We start from the raw sequence: 18,713 nt of genomic DNA on the forward strand, positions 1-18,713 counted from the left end.
ATTCCAACATTATTTTGTTAAAAGCACGCGATGAACACCCTTGCTGCCTCCCGGTGCCGTTCCTATATATAAATATCCGTTATGGCTTACAGCCGTAGTTACGCCATACAGTTTACCTTCCGGATCATGCCAGCTTCCGATAAGCTCTCCCTGCGGGCTGAGCTCCATAGCAAGCCCATGCTTCGCCGGTGCGCTTGCGCCGCTAAGCAGCGACTCCGGCATTTTGGCCATGGTACTGGCTAACCAAGGGTTGCTATGCATCTGATCTACAAAGGAAATGCGAGTCGTGAAGATACCGACCCAGAAATGACCTTGATCATCACGCGTAATGTTATCTGGAAAACCTGCGAGATTGTCTACGAAAATATCAGATGTACCCTTCTTCGGTCCTTTAAGCCAGTATCTAGTCAATTGATAATGATACGATTCCGCCACAAGCACAAAATCTTCATCCGCAGACAAGGCGACTCCGTTTGCAAAATAAAGGCCTTCTAACAGGACGGTCGTTTGCTTGGTCTTTGGATCGTACTTCAGCAAACGTCCATGCGGCTTGTTCTCGGCAATTTCCTTGAAGGTCACACTACCATAATTCGAAGTATCAGAAAAATAAATGGAGCCGTCCTTGGCAATATCAAGCTCGTTAGCTAGATAGATCGGCTTACCGTCCACTTGATCAGCCAATACCTCTATGCTCCCGGATGGGTTAATAGACAGCAGTCCCCTCTTGACATCAGTAACGATCAAATCGCCTTTGGCATCGAATATAAGCCCATTAGGAGTTCCTTTGGTGTCTGCAAACATTTGGGCTTTTTGCGGATTTCCCTCTGCATCGAAAGGAACCTTGTAAATCTTCCCATCTGAATCTCCTGTATATAGCTGACCTTCTTTATCGAATGTAATGAATTCAGGGAATTGAGGGGCATCAGTCACAAGCTGAGCCGAGCTGAGTTTATTGTTTTGTTTCCACGGACCCGCTTCCTCAAAAGAGGGGGCCGTCGGTGCTGACCATTTTGCCGGTTTGATCGGTGAAGGTACAAGCAAGAAAACGAGTATTCCTAGAACGAGCACCGCGAGCAGCGATAGCCCCCATCTGTATATCCTAGCACGTAGTGAGCGTTTAGGACGATTCACGCCTTCAGTAGATTTAACGGATCGAACTTGTGTATTAGGCATTAGTGTGTCTCCTTTTTCATATAAGCGAGATTTTAGATTTGGACTACGATTTTACAGAAATATTGCTTTCCTTCAGCCAAGAGCGCGAATGCTTCTCCAATTCGGGCCAGCGGGAATACATGGTCGATGACGGGATATAAACGATGATGGGCAATCGCCCGATTCATCTTTTCGAAGTGATCTCGGTTGCCGACTTGACTGCCGCGAACAGTTGCGGGTTTCTGCAAAATGCTGGAGACATCGTATTCCGGAATGGTCAAGCCCGATAAGAACCCGACCATACTCAAGGTCCCTCCAGTGCGAAGCGCATTTATGGATTTCCCCATCGTTGCCGCTCGACGTGATGATGGCTCGTGCTCCGGCCATAAGCGAGAATTGAAGCCCGAAGATGGATACCCCGCCCGTTCCTTGCAGCAGCACGGTATCACCCGCTTGCAAACCGCCATATTCGATTAGCATGCTCCATGCGGTTAATGCCGCGATCGGTAAGGTTGAGGCCTCCTCATAGTTGAGGTGATCGGGAATAGGGACGACTCCGCCTTCATGTAGAACGACATATCGGGCCTATTCCGTTCAACGGCCCCCAGGCTTTCTTCTAACACCCCAGGTCTTGGGCTGCCGGCAATGAATCGCTGTTGAAAATTACCCGCTACTCAGTGTCTGACCTGGAACCTTGTTACTCCTTGGACAACGGCTACAATTTCTCCCGCTCCGTCTGATAATGGAATGAAGGGAAATTTGACTTCGATCGGCATTAATCCGCTGAGGACCACTAGATCACGGTAATTGAGAGAAGCTGCCCTCATGCGGATCAGTACCTCCTTAGGTCCTGGCGTTGGTGTCTAGTTCCGTTATGATTAATTCCTCGAAGCCGAAGCCGTTTTTCAGCTGTATAGCTTTCATCGAATTGTCCTCCCTGCAAGATCAGATTGATTACCCGGATTCTTATTATTGCTGCTGGATCCTTCACGCGGACGAATCATGCTTCCAACAAGCCGAAGACTTTGTTTTCGTGTAATGAATCGCGATAACTGCGCCCCGAGATAATTCTGCACACCCGGAACGACGTATACTTTCCCTTCCTTCAACGCACGAAGTGCAACCTCGACGACTCTTTCCGGAGTATCTTTCTTTCCGACGGAGGCTTCTTCCGCTCCTACGACATTAAAGAAACTCGTGTCCGTCGCACCGGGACAAAGTGCGAAGAATTTAATGCCGCGGTTGCGGTTTTCAAACCATAACGCTTGAGTAAACGACAGGACGAAAGCTTTCGTTGCCCCATATACGGCCATATAGGGAAGTGGTTGAAATCCGGCGGTTGAAGCAACATTGATAACTGTACCTGAGCTTTTGCGCAACATATCCGGCAAAAACAAGTGGGTCATATCTACAACAGCGGCGACATTGAGCATAACTTCTTCATGTTGACGCTCGCCTGACACTTGTTCAAACAAACCATGCGTAGCAAAGCCTGCATTGTTGACCAGCAGTTCGATATCCACTTTCAAAAGTCGACATTGCTGATATAACTCGCTGGGTGCGCCCTCTTTCGCAAGATCCATAGCGATAACCTCGGCTTTGATGCTATACATCTTTCTGAGCTCTGATGCCAGACTCTCAAGCTTGCCCTTCGATCGGGCTACGAGTACTAAATGGCTGCCTTGTTTGGCCAGTTGTCTCGCGAATTGCTCTCCAATACCGGAAGAAGCTCCCGTGATGAGCGCCCATTTACCTTGAATCGTCATATCGCTACTCCCCTTCTAGAAACTATGTTATAATGTAGAAACATCGTTACCGAATGAGCAAAAGTAATTATTCCCGATTCTCAAGGAATGTGATAATCATCATACCATTTGGTAACAGTGTTTCCGAACGAGTTCATTGTATCCCGGCTTTTCTAGAAAGTCAATCTTTGAATATCCTTGAACATCTATCGTCTCATTGACAACCGCTTAACAACTGTATAAAATTCCTTGCAAGAGCGTCAGAAACTTTGTTTCCTGACGATAACTTGATATCCGAAGGTGATGATTATGAGCGATCAAGATATCTCCTCCAATGCAAACTCACGAGTGTTGAAAACCTACCAAGAAGCCCGCTTGCAAAATATTGAAAATCTCCGCAAGCTCGTTGTTGACGCTGCGGCAACGCTCTTGCAAGAAGAGGGTCCGGAAGCCGTTACGGTGCGTAAAGTATCGCAGAAAATGGGTTGCTCGACAAAAATCATTTATAACTTGTTTGTCAATAAAGAGGGCTTGGCTCAGCAGCTGTATCTGGACGGTTGTAAGCTTCTCGCTAACGAATTCGAGGGGACGCCGCAAGCTGCTGATCCGGCGCAGCATTTGCATAATTTAGGCGAAGCCTTTTGGCAATTCGGGCAGCGTTACTCCAGTTATTATAAACTGATGTTCGGAGGCGCATTCGCGGATTTCAAACCGGACGAGGAAAGCCTAAATGGTACCGTAACGGCCATGCGGCAATTATTGACGGTGATCAGCAATGCGCAAAAGCAAGGTCTCATCCCTGGCCAGTATGACACTGAATTAGTTATCCGCGTATTCTGGGCTTCGCTCCATGGCGTCATTCATCTTTACATGGGAGGACACTTAGGAGATGTACAATCGGCGCATGCGGTATACAGGCAAACGTTGTCTTTAATTGTCAGCTCGTTATTGCCGGATAAAGCTTAAAAGACGGCAAGCTCTTCCCGGTTTAGGGGAAGAGCTTATCTTTTTTCACACTGCAAGGATACCTTCAATACTAATCTCTACTTCAATTCTTTGCTTTACCACTATTTGTGATACGCTTCTCCGCGCTTGATCTTAAACTAATCTGCCCGTTAGTTGAATAACTTGCCGTCAGTCTAACACTTTATTTTGCAGTCTAGTGCTTTATTTTGCAGTCTACAACTTTATTTTCATGGAACACTTATTTTTTTCTTCCTCTATCATTTTCGCTATCATTAATAGATAATAATTATCATTATCAATAGCTATTGCACTTGCCTGAAAAAGGTGGATGGATTCATGAAGCCTAACGAAGAATACGAGCCTAGACGTCAAATGTCACTCCACGAGGTTCGCACCTATATGATCTGTAACTTCGATCGTCCGTTAAACGTAACTACGTTGGCAGCGATGGCGAACTTAAGTCCGAGCTATTTTGGTGATTCGTTCAAGAAGGCTTACGGACAAAGTGTCATGGACTATGTAACGAGTCTGCGTATCAATCACGCCAAGCGATTGTTACGCGAGACGGATATGAAGCTGCGGGAGATTGCGAAAACAATCGGGTATAGCGATGAGTTTTACTTTAGTCGGAAGTTCAAGAAGGAAGTGGGTGTATCCCCCTCCTCGTATGAAAGAGTTTCCGAGCGCAAAGTTGCCGTCTACTCCCCTTCCCTACTGGGACATCTAATGGTACTGGGAATTGTACCAGTCGCTGCTCCTTTGGATGCGAAGTGGACCCCGTATTACTATCAGCAGTATCAGCAACAGATTGCGGTTCATCTAAAAGCGGTCGAAACACCATGGAACGATGACGATCAGGAAATGATGCTTCTGGCTGCCAAGCCTGATATTGTCATCAGCCACATAGTACTTCCCGAAACTACCAGGCAACGCTTGTCTGCACATGGCATAGACGTCTTGACCCTTCAATCTTCTGGCTGGAGAGAACAATTACGTGAAGTTGCCAGTTACACGGGCAAAGAAGCAGCTTGTGACTCCTGGATTGCTTTTTATGAAGCGAAGGCTGCTGCCGTTCGCGCAGACCTGCAGTCCGTGCTCAAACAAGATAAATTTGCGATCATTCGACTTTATCGGGATGGCATCCATCTCTACAACAACAAGGGGATGAAGGAGCTTCTGTGCGATGATTTGCAGCTTTCTCTTGTGGAAGAGGAAACGGAACCTTGCAATCGGCCAATTTCGCTTGAGCAGCTTGTGAGCTTAGACCCGGAGCGAATCCTGTTGTTCGTTTGTCTGGATGAGTCGACACGTATAAACTGGCTGACGCTACAGCATCATTCGCTTTGGAGAGGACTTCGCGCTGTTCAAGATGGGTATCTCTATTCCTTGCCTTCTAATCCGTGGTACGAGTATTCACCCGTTGCCATGAATCGGATGCTGGATGAAATGCTACTGATGGTAACGGGGAAAAGTCCAAATGCGATTCAAGGTGTTGTCCATGGAGCCCCTTTCTTGTGTGAATTATAATGTTATCCAGTGAGAAACATTATCAACGAGAGGGGATTCCACTTGTATGACAAAGAAAACTAGCCTTGCCCTGATGCTGACCACGACGATGCTCGTTGCTGGACTTACGGCAGGCTGCGGGAGCAATACAAGCAGTGAGTCAGTGACGCAGAAGGTCGATTCGTCCGCGACTGGGAGTGTCGAAGGATCGGCAAAGAGCTCATCTGATCAGCCTGCCTACCCGCGGGTACTAAAAGATGAAATGGGTAACGAGGTGACATTGCCTGCCGCACCTGCCAAAATATTCGCTCCCAATCTGGAAGATACATTGGTCGCATTAGGCGTTGCTCCGGTCGTGCAGTGGTCAACGGGCTCAAGACCAAAAATGTATTTGCAAGATAAGCTAAAAGATGTGCCGTCCATTACCTTCGCAGGTGGATTGCCTCCAGAGCCGGAAGCGGTTATGGCCCATGAGCCAGATCTCATCCTCTTGCACAATGCCAACCATATCGAAAGCGGCGTGTACGATAAATATAAGATGATGGCTCCGACATATGTGTTCAAACAGGCAAATTCTGATCTTGAATCTTCCGTACGCGTGGTTGGCGATCTGTTGGGCAAGTCGACGGAAGCTGAAAAAGCTTTGCAGACATATAAGGAGCATGTCGAGTCAGCCAAAAAGGAGTTGGCCCCTCATATCCAAGGCAAAAAAGCCGCAATCATTCGCTTCAATGGCAGAGGGATGTTCTTCATCAAATACGATTTCTTCAGTGGATACGTACTTACCAAAGAACTAGGCTTTTTGCCAAGCCAGGTCGTATCCAGCGGTGAGATTCATTTATCACTAGAGAGCTTACCTGATTTGGATGCGGACTATATTTTCCTCATCAATGACGCTGGTACGGGGGATGCGTTTGAGAAAGACTTGACAGAGAGTGCTGTTTGGAAAAGCATGGAGGCTGTGAAGAACGGTCGTACGTTTAAAGTTGACGGAGATCACTGGTTAAGTGGTGGTCTGATCGCACATATGAAAGTCATTGACGATGTGAAAGGATTGATTGCAAAATGAGAATCATAGAGAAAAACGGCTACTCCCCTAGTAATTGTGTAGAGTGGACACTGCAATCAAGCCAAGGTCGTTCCTATCGGATTATGATTTCGATTCCGGAAGCTGAGGCCCCTCCTGAAGGGTATGCGGTTATTTATGCCGTGGATGGCGATGCGATGTTCGGAACGATTGCCGAGACAGTGAAGGTCCAAACCCGTAAGCCCAAGGGCTTCAACCCAGCCATTGTTGTAGGAATCGGCTATCCATCACGTCTGCCATTTGACATGGACCGCCGTTGTTATGATCTGACCATGCCTGTGGACGCAGCTACGCTTCCTGACCGACCAAACGGGCAGCCTTGGCCAGAGTATGGCGGAGTTGATTTGTTCCTCGATTTCCTTGAACAGCAGCTGATGCCAGCTATTTCTTCCGAGTGGCAAATAAATCCGAACAAACAGGCGATTTTCGGCCACTCCTTGGGCGGCCATTTCACACTGTATACGATGTTCTCGCGTCCGAAGCTATTCTCTCACGTCATATCAGGCAGTCCTTCCGTTTGGTGGGGCAATGACGAAGTATTGAGGGAGCAAGAGCGCTTCATTGCCCAATGGAAAGGGGAACACGAAGTAAAGCTTCTTGTCATTGTTGGCGGTGATGAACTCTCCTTCATGGTCGAGGGTGCACAACGGGTCGTCGAGCGCATGGAACCACTCGCTACCAAAGGTATTCAAGTGAGCTACATCAAATTCGAAGATGAGGGCCACGTAAGCGTGCTGCCTTCCGCGATCAATAGACTGGTGCGGTTTGTGCTTACGGATTAACTCTCTGAAACTACTTTCAGAACGTAAAGGACAGACAAATGATACGATATATTCGTTTATTGCTTCATTTCGGCTATCAAGAAGCCATGTCATGCTTGTTTCCGGTCTTTATTTTTGCTTCGCTGGCCTTATCCAAATTCGTCACCATTCCTGGTTTGCCGAGGTATGACCTCCTGCTTTTGCTTTGCCTACTCTTCCAAATCTTCATGGTGAAAAGTGGCTTGGAGTCTCGGGACGAATTGAAGGTCATCACGGTCTTTCACGTGATCGGGCTGTGCTTGGAAATATTCAAGGTGCATATGGGATCTTGGAGCTATCCAGAAGATGCGTACAGCAAGGTGTTTGGCGTTCCTCTTTACAGTGGGTTCATGTACGCCAGTGTCGCGAGCTACTTATGTCAAGCTTGGCGCCGACTAGAGGTCTCTCTCTCTGGCTGGCCGCATCAGATTATCGCCACCATTTTGGGCGCCATGATCTATCTGAACTTTTTCACCCACCATTATATTTGGGATTTGCGTTGGGTGCTGATGGCAGCTATTTTCATTGTCTTCTGGAAAACCCGTGTTTATTTTAGCGTCGCGAACGAGCGATTTTTCATGCCCATCCCTCTTAGTTACTTTTTGATCGGTTTTTTCATTTGGATTGCGGAAAATATAGCGACGTTCCTCGGTGCTTGGAATTATCCGAATCAAAGAGCAGGCTGGGAGCTCGTGCATCTCAGTAAAATCAGTTCGTGGTTTTTACTTGTCATCGTGAGCTTTATTATCGTGGCGGAATTGAAGCACGTAAAATCCAGAAGATCCCAGTCCCATGATAACAAGAGACACATATAAAAAGCCTATCCACTCTTTCGATCGAAACGTCAAAGGGTGGATAGGCTTTTTCTTCTTATTTGATTACGTTGCTCAGTACATTCTCAATCATTTGGCGGTTAGCGATGACGCCTGTGTACAGCCAACTGGAATCTTTCGCAAACGTATAGGCATTTCCATTCTTCACAGCAGGGATATTCGCCCATACGGGGTCCTTTTGCAGCTGTTCCAAACCAGTTGGATTACTGTTTACGATAAACAAGTACTCGGCATCGAGTTCAGCCAATTTCTCCATGGAAATCGAATTCCAGTTTGCTTCTCCTGACTTGGAGATTTCCTGGACGATTGCAGGAACCTTAAAACCGAGGTCCTTGTAGAGCACATCGCCGCTAGACAAGTCCTGACGTGCTACGTACACATTTTTCCCCGTCATCCAGAGTGCTGCCGCTGATTTTTCTCCGATCGCTTGCTGCAACTTTTGTTTGGATTCGACTGCAAATGTCTCATAAGCCGCCAGCACTTTCTTCGCTTCTTCCCCCTTGTTAAGGACTTCTCCTACTGTCAGGAGTTCTTTGCGCCAATCGCTGTTCTTTTCTTTTCCGATTGTATAGGTTGGCGCAATTTTTTCGTACTGACTATACCTGTCGCCTTGGATCAAGGTCGCGCTATCCAAAATAATCAGGTCAGGACTGTGGCTCATCACAACTTCTGGTGGCAGATCATAAGGAATCGCTGGAATACCCGCCAGCTCCTTTTGCAGGTAGCCCTGTACCTCACTGTTCCCTACAGACCATTGGGCGACTGGCTTCACTCCCAACGCTACTAAATGATCCTCCAGATAAGAAGCGATCACGCGCTGCGGTCGGGCTGGGACTGTTACTTCATTTCCCATCGCATCCTTCAGTACTCGTGGAGCTTCAGCCCCCGGCGTCGCAGTCTGACTGTCACCCGCTTGAGTCTCTGGATTCGCTGCGTTCGGCTGGCCAGAACAAGCGCTCACGATTGTAACTAGGCTTGCCAATACGACACTGGTTATCGAAAGTTTGGCTGTTTTCTTCATTGGTGTATTCCTCCATCTGCGTCATGCCATCAAGCAGCGGCAATTGCCAACTCGACCACATTTTCATTGAGAATAATTATCAAAATCACAATGGGTATTATATCGGATTATGGCACGATGCTCAACTTTTTGTTTATGGAAACGAAAAAAGACCCCCTGCTTACTAAGCAGAAAGTCCTTCTACTCTCTATTTTTAATCCGCTTAGCGTGGAACCCCACTTAACAAGAATCGATGTAGTCCCCCGATCAGACACACGCCAGCTGTTACAAAAAACGCAATGAAGTAGGAATGGTGCCAATTCCCCAGCAAGCCTGCCAATATTGGGCTCAATACCGCTCCGATCGACAATACCGCTGAGTAAATACTAAACACACTCCCGTATTGCTCTCGGGGTGAATGTACCGTCAAAATGGTCGCAAAAGCTGGGAACAGCATCCCAAAGCACGCCCCGAAGAAAAACATCATGACGTGAATCGGAATCGCCAAGCCGATTGCGAGGGCGTACAGAAGAAGGCTAAGCACACCCAATCCAGCAAACGTTCTCGTCTCTACGGGGACGCGATGCAGCCAAAACTGGCACAGAATCGCTAGTGCCCCCAAACCTTTCAAACTGAACAAGATGCCAGTAACTGCGGGGGACAGCCCTTGTTTTTGGATGAGCAAAGGCACTTCATAGATGATTGTTCCTTGGGCGTAAATGATCGCAAATCCTCCAAGAAACGCAGGGTACAGCATACGATTTTCCAGGATAGCGGTAAGGCTCTGCTTGCCCCCACCTTTGATCCGTGGCGTGGACGGCGTGCTTCCCTCTACTCTTTGGGGCAACATCATCCAAGCGAAAACGCCAGCAATGATCATCATGTAGCCGAGAATCACGAATGATTGACCATAGCCGAACTGCACCGCCAAAAAGCTACCGACTGCCGGGGATACGATACCTGCCGAGGTAAGGACCAATCCCTTTTTACCCATGATTTCGCCCTGCTCAAGTGCCGTCTTCCCTGTTTCTCCGAGCAAGGCAGAACAAGCAGGGGATACAAACGCCATCAAAAACCCGAGCATCAGCCGAAAGGTAAAAAAACCTGCGGTATTTTGCACGATGCCTTGGCCAATTAGCATCACACCAGCCAAAATCAATCCACCTGCGATAAACCATTTTTTCGGATAGCGATCGAGAAAAGGTCCTGCGAGCAGATTGCCTGTCAAATTGCTGATCGCATATCCGCCGAGCACGAAGCCGATCATCGCAGCGGATACACCTAATACATTTAAATACGGCGCAAGAAGTGGCGTCTGCGCGTGCATGTCAAAGGCAACAAGAAACAAAACCACTAACAGGAGAGCCCTCAAAGCATTCCCTTCCTCTCTAACGGCCTATCTTTGTCCCAGTATATGAAGGGAATGGTACAAGTAGGATAAGAAAAGAATATAGAAAATTCGGAATAAATGTAGCGTTTATTTTCGTATTACCGTAATATTTACTGTAATACGGTAATTGTTTTTGGTCAGGAGGTGACTTTTTGGAGCACGTTTACAAAAAAATACGAGCGCTTCGTATACAGCAGGAGCTTACTTTAAAGGATTTAAGTGAGAAATCAGGATTCTCCGTCAGTTTCTTATCACAAGTAGAGCGTGGTAACAGTTCGCTCGCGATTACTTCTCTGCAAAAAATTGCGGAATGTCTGGGTGTCCCCATTACGTACTTCTTTGAAGTAGAAAAAGATATCACGTACCACACTCCCATTGAAAAGCGTCAAACGTTACAGATTGAAGGTTCACCTGTGAAGTACGTTCGAATCGGTGGGAATTTCCCCGATAGGGCGCTTGAACCCCTCCTCAACGTGTTGCCACCCGGACAGATGAAGCATGTCGCCTTTCAGCATCCAGGTGAAGAGTTTTATTACGTCGTAAAAGGATGTGTCACCATCGTCGTCGACGGAACAGAATACCATCTCGAACAAGGAGACACGATCCACTTCCCTTCCTCTCTCCTTCATACGTGGTACAATCCTTCCACTGTTGAAGAAGCCGAGATCCTGTCCGTTTTGACGCCTGTCATTTTTAGAACCTAACATTGTCTACCAATAAAAAAGGGTGATCTGGATGCAAGAAAGACTGGAAAAGCTGCACGCGTATATGGAAAGCAGGAAACTGGACGCGTTGATTATTACGCATCCCAAAAACGTGTATTACTTTACCGGATTTTTGACAGAGCCACATGAACGTTTCATGGGCCTCATTTTGGTGAGAGGCGAGTCCCCCTTCCTCTTCGTTCCACTTCTGGACGGTGAAAAAGCACGAGAGGCTTGTCCTGCCATTATGATTTACACCCATGACGATTCACAGAATGCACTAACTGTGCTTCAGGATTTGCTGCCGACTCCCCTCTCTCACATTGGTGTGGAGAAGAACCATTTGACAGCGAAAACATATGAGGCACTCGTATCGATCGTGCAAGCTACAGAAGCAGTGGATGTCGGAGAATTGCTGGGCAATATACGTGTGGCTAAGGATGCATCTGAAATCGCGACTATCAAGCGAGCTATTTGGGTGATGGAGGAATCCCTACGCCGTACGCTCCCTCTGATATCCATAGGGATGACGGAACTGGACGTCGTCGCAGAGCTCGAATACCAGATGAAAAAGCTAAAAGCCCAAGGCCCATCCTTTTCAACGATTGTACTAGCTGGAGAAAAAGCAGCACTGCCCCATGGCGACCCGGGGACACGTGTGATTCAGGCGGGTGAAGTTTTGTTGATTGACGCAGGGGTGTATGTCGATGGGTATGTATCGGACCTGACTCGTACTTTTGCAGTTGGTCAACTGGGTGCAGAATTGCTAGACATGTACGATACGGTCTTGCAAGCGAATCTGGCTGGGATACAAGCCGTTCGACCAGGAGCTCTGATCGCAGAGGTTGACCTAGCTGCACGAGGTGTCATTGCGGACCGGGGCTATGGAGAATTTTTCATCAATCGTGTAGGGCACGGAATCGGATTGGAGCTTCATGAGGCCCCGTACGTTCACAGCCAGGCAGTTGGAGAACTCATCCCAGGCATGGTTTTCACGATTGAACCGGGCATTTATAACACGAAGATCGGTGGCATCCGCATTGAAGACAATGTGCTCGTCACGAAGGATGGCGTAGAAGTATTGACGTCTTTTCCCAAAGAGCTGCAAATCATCGGATAAATGAAAAAAGAAAAGGCTGGTGTCGTTCCTTTGAAAGTGCTAGAAACAGATCGTCTCATCCTCCGCTGGCAAACTGCCGAAGACGCTAATTTTGTCTTGAAACTGATGAATGAGCCTTCTTGGATTCGATTTATTGGCGATCGTGGTCTTCGTACGCCAGAAGACGCCCGCAACTATATTTTGAATGGTGCTGTCGCGATGTACGCGAGTCATGGCTTTGGTCTGTATTTGGCAGAGCTGAAGGAAGGAAATGTTCCGATCGGTTTATGTGGACTGATCAAGAGAGATTCGCTGGAGGATGTCGATATCGGCTTTGCCTTATTGCCCGCATACTGGGGCACAGGCTACGCGTTTGAGGCAGCCTCTGCCGTTCTTACCCACGGAAAAGAAGTTGTCGGCTTAAAGCGCATCGTAGCAATCACTAACCCCGATAATACATCTTCTGCCAATCTTTTAAAGAAAATCGGCCTGCAAGATAAAGGGATGATTACCCTTCCAAATACTACGGAGGAAGTCAAGTTTTTTGCCATCGAGTTTTAGTCCATGCTGTCCAAATGAGTCGTGGAAATGGTGAAATGGATTAGACTTCCGTTGTCAAAAGAAAATAAAGTATTAGACACTAGTCAATATTACATCGAGAAAACTTGGAAAAGATACCAAAAGGGATTTTATCCTCCATACTGAGAATTATTATAGACAAATATTCGGATATTTGACTTTAAACATTCCAGGAAAGGCAGTGAATGAAATGGCTATACATACGTTTCAACCGCAACTGTATTATAACAATATCGGCTCTTATGAACCGGCGCTGGTTATAAACGACGGCGACACGGTTATCACCTCTACCATCGATGCAAGAGGATGGGATCACATGGGAGAAAGCGTTGCCCCCAGAGGAAATCCGATGACGGGTCCCTTCTACGTGGAAGGCGCACAACCCGGTGATGTGTTGGAGGTTAAGCTGGAATCGATGACGCCAAACCGGGACTGGGGATGGACATGCAATGTGCTTGCGCCTAACGTAGTCGATCCGTTGACAGCTACAACATTGCCCACTCTGGAAATAGTCCGCTGGCAGGTGGATGCTGCGCAGGGTATAGCGCGGTTAGAGAAGCCGACACCCGGTTTAGAATACCTGAACCTGCCGATTCGTCCGTTTCTCGGCTGTTTCGGCGTAGCCCCGTCCCAAGGTCAGGTCATATCAACGGCGACAAGCGGCAATTACGGCGGTAATATGGACTACAAAGCGTTAGTTGCCGGTGTCTCTGTCTATTTTCCAGTGTTTGCGGAAGGCGCGCTTTTACATCTTGGCGATGGACATGCGACACAGGGATGCGGTGAAATTGTCGGCACGGGTATAGAAATATCTTTAGACGTCCGTTTTTCCGTCCGTGTGCATAAGGGCAAGACGATAAAATGGCCTAGGGTGGAGTCTGACACTCACTTGTCTTGCATCGGCAACGTCAGACCGCTCGAACAAGCGCTTCAGCACGCAACTACTGAAATGCTCTCCTTGCTAGTTGAAGACTATGGGCTCTCGGTAAATGAAGCAAGCCTGCTGCTCGGCCAAGTCGTCGAATATGAGGTGGCCAACGTGTTCAATCCTGCTTACAGTGTCGCCTGTAAAATTCCAAAAGCATATTTACCTGTTCGCAAATCCTAGCCCGCTCAATCAATAACACCAGTCTACTACTTTATTTTCTTTGAACATCCGTATTCGTTGTACTTAAACAAGTGGATACCTGTGTCGCCTTTGCCAAAGTAAATGTCGTGCAAGACAGGCAACTGCAAAGAGGGCCTCACCGTAATCGGGAGGCCCTGCATTTCTTTTTTCAATTAAGAATGAACGGATTTCAAACCAAGAGAACTCTCGTGGAACTTGATATTCGAGTACTTATCCATCGCAACACGCAGCTGGTACTCGCTCTCAAACAGCATAACGGGACGGCCATAACGGTCAGAAACGGTTCTGTTCTTCACAGCATCGAGGTCTGCTTTCTCCCCTTCGAGCCAGCGAGCGATTTGATACGGCATACGAGTCAACATGATGTCTACCCCGTACTCGGCTTTCAAACGGTATTCCAGTACCTCGAACTGAAGCACACCTACCACGCCAAGAATCAGCTCTTCCATCGGATGAGTACGGAATAACTGCACCGTTCCTTCCTCGGTCAACTGCATGATCCCTTTTTGGAATTGCTTGTGCTTCATCGCGTCCTTCACCATCACCTTGGAGAAAAACTCTGGCGAGAAGTGCGGCATTTCTTCGTACTCAAACGTTTTTCCAACACAGAGTGTATCACCGATCTGGAAAATGCCCGGGTCAAAAAGACCGATGACATCTCCCGCGAACGATTCATCGACTATTTCGCGGTCCTGTGCCATAAACTGTACTGGCTGCGCCAATTTGATGTCTTTGCCAAGACGGACGTGCTTGACTGACATTCCCCGCTCAAACTTTCCGGAGCAAATACGCAAGAAAGCGATGCGATCTCGGTGAGCTGGATTCATATTGGCTTGGATTTTGAAGATGAAGCCGGAGAACGCGTTCGTATACGGATCGATCAAGCCTTCTGTACTTTTCTTCGCAGAAGGTGCTGGCGCCATTTGCAGGAAGTTATCCAGGAATGTTTGTACACCGAAGTTGTTGATGGCACTACCGAAGAAAACAGGTGTCAGTTGTCCTTTGTTGATCAGTTCAGGATCGTATTCATCTCCCGCAACATCCAGCAGGGAGATTTCGTCCTGCAATTGCTGCCACAGTTCTTGACCGACACGATCACCGATTAGTGGATCTTCTGCTCCTTCTACAGGGAAAAAGGAAATATCCTCGTGCTGTGTATTGTTTTGATACAGCTCGACACGAGACTTCATGCGGTCAAATACACCGCTGAAATAGCTACCCATCCCAATCGGCCAGTTCATCGGATAAGAACGAATACCCAATACGCGCTCAATTTCTTCCAAGAGCTCGAATGGATCTTTACCGTGACGGTCCAGCTTGTTCACGAACGTAAAGATCGGAATACCCCGCATCCGACAGACCTTGAACAGCTTGATCGTCTGTGCCTCTACCCCTTTTGCTACGTCGATAATCATCACAGCAGCGTCAGCAGCCGTCAGCGTACGGTACGTATCTTCACTGAAGTCCTGGTGACCAGGTGTATCCAAAATGTTGATGTGGTGTCCGTTGTATTCGAAATCCATCGCACTGGACGTTACGGAGATTCCACGCTTTTTCTCGATCTCCATCCAGTCGGAGGTAGCGTGCTTGGAATTTTTGCGCCCTTTGACCATCCCTGCTTCACGGATGGCTCCGCCGTAGTAGAGCAGCTTTTCCGTCATTGTCGTTTTACCCGCATCCGGGTGGGAGATGATGGCGAAGGTACGGCGTTTTGCTATCTCATTTTCCCATTGGGGATTGGATTGACTCATCTTCATTCTCCTGTCATCGCAAATAAGTAACACATTCGTTTCCTCTACGATTATACCGACAAATGCTTGTCGCATCCACCTAGTAATTTTTGATCAAACCGTTATAATATTCAGTAGTAAAAATTTTTTGACTGCATGACATACATATTAATTACCAGAATATTACAATTTTACAGGAGGAACCCTATGTCAACGACTGTGGAAACACGTACGGCCGAATTCCGTGACTATGTGAAGAAAATAACCAGCTACACGCAAGCACTGAACGTTCTTTATTGGGACAAGGCTACACAAGCGCCTCGCAATGGAATGGATGCCCGTTCTGAAATCATCGGGACTTTGGCTGGCGAGCAATTCAAGCTGGCGACGTCTAAAGAAATGGAAGCGCTTTTGACGGAACTGAGTGAGCCATCTGTCCTCGAAACATTGGATGAAATTACCCGTCACAGTGTGCTGGAATGCAAAAAGGAATTTGACCGCAACAAAAAAATACCTGCTGACAGGCATCAGGAGTACGTCGTGCTGACCGCCAAAGCAGAAACGGTGTGGGAAGAAGCTCGTGCCAACAACGATTTTTCCATGTTCCAACCGTACCTTGAGAAAATCGTGAACTTTCAGCTCGAGTTCATCGAGTATTGGGGTCATGACGGTAAAAACAAGTACAACACCCTCTTGGACATGTATGAGCCTGGCATGACTGTCGACCAGCTCGATCCGATCTTCGCCACCTTGCGCGAGAAAACTGTCAAGCTGGTAAAAGCAATCGCCGACTCCCCGAACAAGCCAGACACATCATTTTTGACGAAAAACTTCCCTGTGGCAGACCAAGAAGCATTCAGCCGTTATATCCTCGAGAAAATCGGGTACGACTTCAAGTCTGGCCGCATGGATCGCAGTGCGCATCCGTTCTGCACCACCTTCAATCCTGGTGATGTCCGCATTACGACGCGCTACGCTGAAAATGATTTCAACTCTGCGCTCTTCAGTTGTATTCACGAGGCTGGCCACGCGATGTACGAGCAGAACATCAATCCTGACCTGCTGTTCACTCCTCTGTGCGATGGTACCTCCATGGGGATTCACGAATCTCAATCCCGCTACTGGGAAAACATGGTCGGACGCAGTCTGCCGTTCTGGAATCACTTTTTCGCGGACTTGCAAAAAGTGTTCCCTACTCAATTCGAAGGTGTGTCTGTAGAAGACCTGCATCGTGCGGTTAACGCTGTTACTCCTTCCTTTATCCGTACGGAAGCAGATGAGTTGACGTACAACCTGCATGTCATGATCCGTTACGAAATCGAGAAAGGCTTGATCAATCAAACCATTCAAGTGGCTGATCTGCCAAAAATTTGGAACGAAAAAATGAAAGAATACCTGGGTGTCGAGCCACCGACAGATGCACTGGGTGTGCTTCAGGATGTACACTGGTCAGGTGGAATGATCGGCTACTTCCCTACTTACTCGCTGGGTAATGTGTATGCGGCACAATTCGTCCACGTTATGGAGAGTGAGATCAACGGCTACGAAGAACTGATCGCAAAAGGCGATTTCGCTCCAATACGTGAGTGGCTCAAGGAAAAAATCCATCAGTACGGTAAAATGAAGAGTCCTCGTGAACTCGTTCAAGCGATTACAGGCGAAGGTACAAATGCGACTTACTTGATGAATTACCTTGAGAAAAAATACACAGACGTATACAAGCTGTAAACAGTTATCCCCTTGCTATCCAATGTTCTCCCTGCTCAGGGAGGACATTTTTATTTTGTAAAGTTACCTTTCGTAACCTACGTACATAAAAGTGCATCCTTCCCCTCGAGGATAAATGCTAGTACACTGCACAATATACATGAGATTCCTATTGTCTTGAAAAAGGAGTGTTATCGATTGGCTATCGATCTAAAAGGAAAAACCGCAATCATTACAGGAGCAGGTAAAGGCATCGGGCGCGCTACTGCAATTGCTTTGGCAAAAGAAGGCGTGAATCTTGGACTCTTGGCTCGCTCTGAGGAAAATTTGAAGCAAGTAGCGAAGGAAATAGAAGCATACGGCGTGAAGGTCGCGATTGCGACAGCAGACGTTTCCAACTATGATGACGTCACGACAGCCGTTACCTCTATCAAAAATGAATTGGGTCACATTGATATCCTGCTCAACAATGCTGGCGTGGCTAAATTCGGTAAATTCCTGGAGCTTGAAACGAGCGAATGGGAACAAATCATCCAAGTCAATCTGATGGGTGTGTACTACGTCACTCGCGCTGTACTCCCTGGCATGATTGACCAAAACTCTGGTGACATTATCAACATCTCCTCCACTGCTGGACAAAAAGGAGCTCCTGTCACCAGCGCGTATAGTGCATCCAAGTTTGGTGTTCTTGGCCTGACTGAATCGTTGGCTCTCGAAGTGCGCAAACACAACATTCGCGTAACGGCGCTTACGCCTAGCACAGTAGCAACCGATATGGCCATTGACTTGGGTCTGACCGACGGAAATCCTGAAAAGACCATGCAGCCAGAGGATATTGCTGAGTTCGTGGTTAGCCAGCTGAAGCTGAACAAGCGCATCTTCGTGAAATCCGCTGGACTGTGGTCCACCAATCCATAGAAATGGCACGGCAAAAAAGCGAAAAGAGTCCGTTCGTACAGGCGGATTTCTTTACGCTTTTTTTCGAAGCTCTGTGAAATCGCTTCCTTTTTGTTCACGTTCTATCCACGATTTCTTCACGCCTTATTCACACCTGCCCAACCAAAAATGCCCTCACCTGGAGTATGATGAACATGTAAAACATTTCCACAAAGTGGAGGGTATCCTTATGATACAAATGCTGTCGAATTGGTTGTGGGGGAATGAAGAACAAGAAGTCGTTCCATTCGAGACGAAAAGATACGTCCGAAATGAAATGGAGCAATTCACGTTCAATGAGCCACAGCAAGTGCTGCCGTATCCGCTTCCCCAGTTATAAGATCCAATAC

At 47.5% G+C, this 18,713-nt stretch carries 19 protein-coding genes; 12 read left to right on the forward strand and 7 right to left on the reverse strand.

Annotated features, from left to right (window positions below; all coding sequences use genetic code 11):
• Positions 1–9: 9 nt before the first annotated feature.
• From C7R92_RS05170 to C7R92_RS05180, 4 genes are all read right to left on the reverse strand, one after another.
• Complete coding sequence (locus tag C7R92_RS05170) at positions 10–1,173, reverse strand: SMP-30/gluconolactonase/LRE family protein (RefSeq protein ID WP_106833446.1); 1,164 nt, start codon at positions 1,171–1,173, stop codon at positions 10–12.
• A 32-nt stretch (positions 1,174–1,205) separates the two neighbouring features.
• On the reverse strand, positions 1,206–1,454 hold the full coding sequence (locus tag C7R92_RS32720) for a zinc-binding dehydrogenase (RefSeq protein ID WP_244195654.1): 249 nt from the start codon (positions 1,452–1,454) through the stop codon (positions 1,206–1,208).
• Positions 1,455–1,826: 372 nt separating this feature from the next.
• Entirely contained in the window at positions 1,827–1,979 is a 153-nt protein-coding gene (locus tag C7R92_RS32725; RefSeq protein WP_244195655.1) for an alcohol dehydrogenase catalytic domain-containing protein, read from the reverse strand.
• A gap of 93 nt (positions 1,980–2,072) precedes the next feature.
• Positions 2,073–2,918, reverse strand: coding sequence for an SDR family NAD(P)-dependent oxidoreductase (locus C7R92_RS05180; protein ID WP_069852218.1), 846 nt, complete (start codon positions 2,916–2,918; stop codon positions 2,073–2,075).
• Between the two features lie 288 nt (positions 2,919–3,206).
• On the opposite strand from C7R92_RS05180, the gene C7R92_RS05185 reads away from it, so the two are divergent.
• The 5 genes from C7R92_RS05185 (at position 3,207) to C7R92_RS05205 (ending at position 8,071) form a co-directional block, all read left to right on the forward strand.
• Positions 3,207–3,863 (forward strand): TetR/AcrR family transcriptional regulator, encoded by a 657-nt coding sequence (locus C7R92_RS05185; RefSeq protein WP_106833447.1) that lies wholly within the window; start codon positions 3,207–3,209, stop codon positions 3,861–3,863.
• A 336-nt stretch (positions 3,864–4,199) separates the two neighbouring features.
• Positions 4,200–5,390, forward strand: a complete 1,191-nt coding sequence (locus C7R92_RS05190) for a helix-turn-helix domain-containing protein (protein ID WP_106833448.1) — start codon at positions 4,200–4,202, stop codon at positions 5,388–5,390.
• Positions 5,391–5,436: 46 nt separating this feature from the next.
• On the forward strand, positions 5,437–6,438 hold the full coding sequence (locus C7R92_RS05195) for an ABC transporter substrate-binding protein (RefSeq protein WP_106833449.1): 1,002 nt from the start codon (positions 5,437–5,439) through the stop codon (positions 6,436–6,438).
• Positions 6,435–7,238 carry an alpha/beta hydrolase gene (locus tag C7R92_RS05200; protein WP_106833450.1) on the forward strand — a complete coding sequence of 268 codons (804 nt, stop codon included), beginning with the start codon at positions 6,435–6,437 and terminating at the stop codon, positions 7,236–7,238. The genes C7R92_RS05195 and C7R92_RS05200 overlap by 4 nt, the downstream gene beginning before the upstream one ends.
• Positions 7,239–7,276: 38 nt before the next feature.
• A complete protein-coding gene (locus C7R92_RS05205; protein WP_069852228.1) occupies positions 7,277–8,071 on the forward strand; it encodes a DUF817 domain-containing protein in 795 nt (264 codons plus the stop codon).
• Positions 8,072–8,126: 55 nt separating this feature from the next.
• On the opposite strand, the gene C7R92_RS05210 is transcribed toward C7R92_RS05205, so the two are convergent.
• Positions 8,127–9,110, reverse strand: coding sequence for an ABC transporter substrate-binding protein (locus C7R92_RS05210; protein ID WP_106833451.1), 984 nt, complete (start codon positions 9,108–9,110; stop codon positions 8,127–8,129).
• A 202-nt stretch (positions 9,111–9,312) separates the two neighbouring features.
• Entirely contained in the window at positions 9,313–10,461 is a 1,149-nt protein-coding gene (locus C7R92_RS05215; protein WP_017247895.1) for an MFS transporter, read from the reverse strand.
• Positions 10,462–10,631: 170 nt separating this feature from the next.
• Between C7R92_RS05215 and C7R92_RS05220 the strand changes: the two genes are divergently transcribed.
• The 4 genes from C7R92_RS05220 (at position 10,632) to C7R92_RS05235 (ending at position 13,969) form a co-directional block, all read left to right on the forward strand.
• Entirely contained in the window at positions 10,632–11,183 is a 552-nt protein-coding gene (locus C7R92_RS05220) for a helix-turn-helix domain-containing protein (protein ID WP_106833452.1), read from the forward strand.
• Between the two features lie 31 nt (positions 11,184–11,214).
• Positions 11,215–12,303, forward strand: a complete 1,089-nt coding sequence (locus C7R92_RS05225) for a M24 family metallopeptidase (RefSeq protein WP_106833453.1) — start codon at positions 11,215–11,217, stop codon at positions 12,301–12,303.
• On the forward strand, positions 12,304–12,843 hold the full coding sequence (locus tag C7R92_RS05230; protein WP_106833454.1) for a GNAT family N-acetyltransferase: 540 nt from the start codon (positions 12,304–12,306) through the stop codon (positions 12,841–12,843).
• A 208-nt stretch (positions 12,844–13,051) separates the two neighbouring features.
• Positions 13,052–13,969 (forward strand): acetamidase/formamidase family protein, encoded by a 918-nt coding sequence (locus C7R92_RS05235; RefSeq protein ID WP_106833455.1) that lies wholly within the window; start codon positions 13,052–13,054, stop codon positions 13,967–13,969.
• A 173-nt stretch (positions 13,970–14,142) separates the two neighbouring features.
• On the opposite strand, the gene C7R92_RS05240 is transcribed toward C7R92_RS05235, so the two are convergent.
• On the reverse strand, positions 14,143–15,741 hold the full coding sequence (locus C7R92_RS05240; protein ID WP_017247887.1) for a peptide chain release factor 3: 1,599 nt from the start codon (positions 15,739–15,741) through the stop codon (positions 14,143–14,145).
• Positions 15,742–15,927: 186 nt separating this feature from the next.
• On the opposite strand from C7R92_RS05240, the gene C7R92_RS05245 reads away from it, so the two are divergent.
• From C7R92_RS05245 to C7R92_RS32245, 3 genes are all read left to right on the forward strand, one after another.
• Positions 15,928–17,448 carry a carboxypeptidase M32 gene (locus C7R92_RS05245; protein WP_106833456.1) on the forward strand — a complete coding sequence of 507 codons (1,521 nt, stop codon included), beginning with the start codon at positions 15,928–15,930 and terminating at the stop codon, positions 17,446–17,448.
• Positions 17,449–17,625: 177 nt separating this feature from the next.
• Positions 17,626–18,345 carry a 3-ketoacyl-ACP reductase gene (locus C7R92_RS05250; protein WP_069852239.1) on the forward strand — a complete coding sequence of 240 codons (720 nt, stop codon included), beginning with the start codon at positions 17,626–17,628 and terminating at the stop codon, positions 18,343–18,345.
• A 208-nt stretch (positions 18,346–18,553) separates the two neighbouring features.
• The gene (locus C7R92_RS32245; RefSeq protein WP_016739809.1) at positions 18,554–18,703 is read left to right on the forward strand and encodes a hypothetical protein; all 150 of its coding nucleotides are present in this window, start codon (positions 18,554–18,556) and stop codon (positions 18,701–18,703) included.
• The last annotated feature ends 10 nt before the right edge of the window (positions 18,704–18,713 follow it).

Source organism: Brevibacillus porteri (assembly GCF_003013475.1).
GTDB lineage: Bacteria > Bacillota > Bacilli > Brevibacillales > Brevibacillaceae > Brevibacillus > Brevibacillus porteri.

Coding starts and splice junctions, on each gene's coding strand:
- C7R92_RS05170 (WP_106833446.1), bottom strand. CDS start 1,173: ATGCCTAATACACAAGTTCGATCCGTTAAATCTACTGAAGGCGTGAAT.
- C7R92_RS32720 (WP_244195654.1), bottom strand. CDS start 1,454: ATGGTCGGGTTCTTATCGGGCTTGACCATTCCGGAATACGATGTCTCC.
- C7R92_RS32725 (WP_244195655.1), bottom strand. CDS start 1,979: ATGAGGGCAGCTTCTCTCAATTACCGTGATCTAGTGGTCCTCAGCGGA.
- C7R92_RS05180 (WP_069852218.1), bottom strand. CDS start 2,918: ATGACGATTCAAGGTAAATGGGCGCTCATCACGGGAGCTTCTTCCGGT.
- C7R92_RS05185 (WP_106833447.1), top strand. CDS start 3,207: ATGAGCGATCAAGATATCTCCTCCAATGCAAACTCACGAGTGTTGAAA.
- C7R92_RS05190 (WP_106833448.1), top strand. CDS start 4,200: ATGAAGCCTAACGAAGAATACGAGCCTAGACGTCAAATGTCACTCCAC.
- C7R92_RS05195 (WP_106833449.1), top strand. CDS start 5,437: ATGACAAAGAAAACTAGCCTTGCCCTGATGCTGACCACGACGATGCTC.
- C7R92_RS05200 (WP_106833450.1), top strand. CDS start 6,435: ATGAGAATCATAGAGAAAAACGGCTACTCCCCTAGTAATTGTGTAGAG.
- C7R92_RS05205 (WP_069852228.1), top strand. CDS start 7,277: ATGATACGATATATTCGTTTATTGCTTCATTTCGGCTATCAAGAAGCC.
- C7R92_RS05210 (WP_106833451.1), bottom strand. CDS start 9,110: ATGAAGAAAACAGCCAAACTTTCGATAACCAGTGTCGTATTGGCAAGC.
- C7R92_RS05225 (WP_106833453.1), top strand. CDS start 11,215: ATGCAAGAAAGACTGGAAAAGCTGCACGCGTATATGGAAAGCAGGAAA.
- C7R92_RS05230 (WP_106833454.1), top strand. CDS start 12,304: ATGAAAAAAGAAAAGGCTGGTGTCGTTCCTTTGAAAGTGCTAGAAACA.
- C7R92_RS05235 (WP_106833455.1), top strand. CDS start 13,052: ATGGCTATACATACGTTTCAACCGCAACTGTATTATAACAATATCGGC.
- C7R92_RS05240 (WP_017247887.1), bottom strand. CDS start 15,741: ATGAGTCAATCCAATCCCCAATGGGAAAATGAGATAGCAAAACGCCGT.
- C7R92_RS05245 (WP_106833456.1), top strand. CDS start 15,928: ATGTCAACGACTGTGGAAACACGTACGGCCGAATTCCGTGACTATGTG.
- C7R92_RS32245 (WP_016739809.1), top strand. CDS start 18,554: ATGATACAAATGCTGTCGAATTGGTTGTGGGGGAATGAAGAACAAGAA.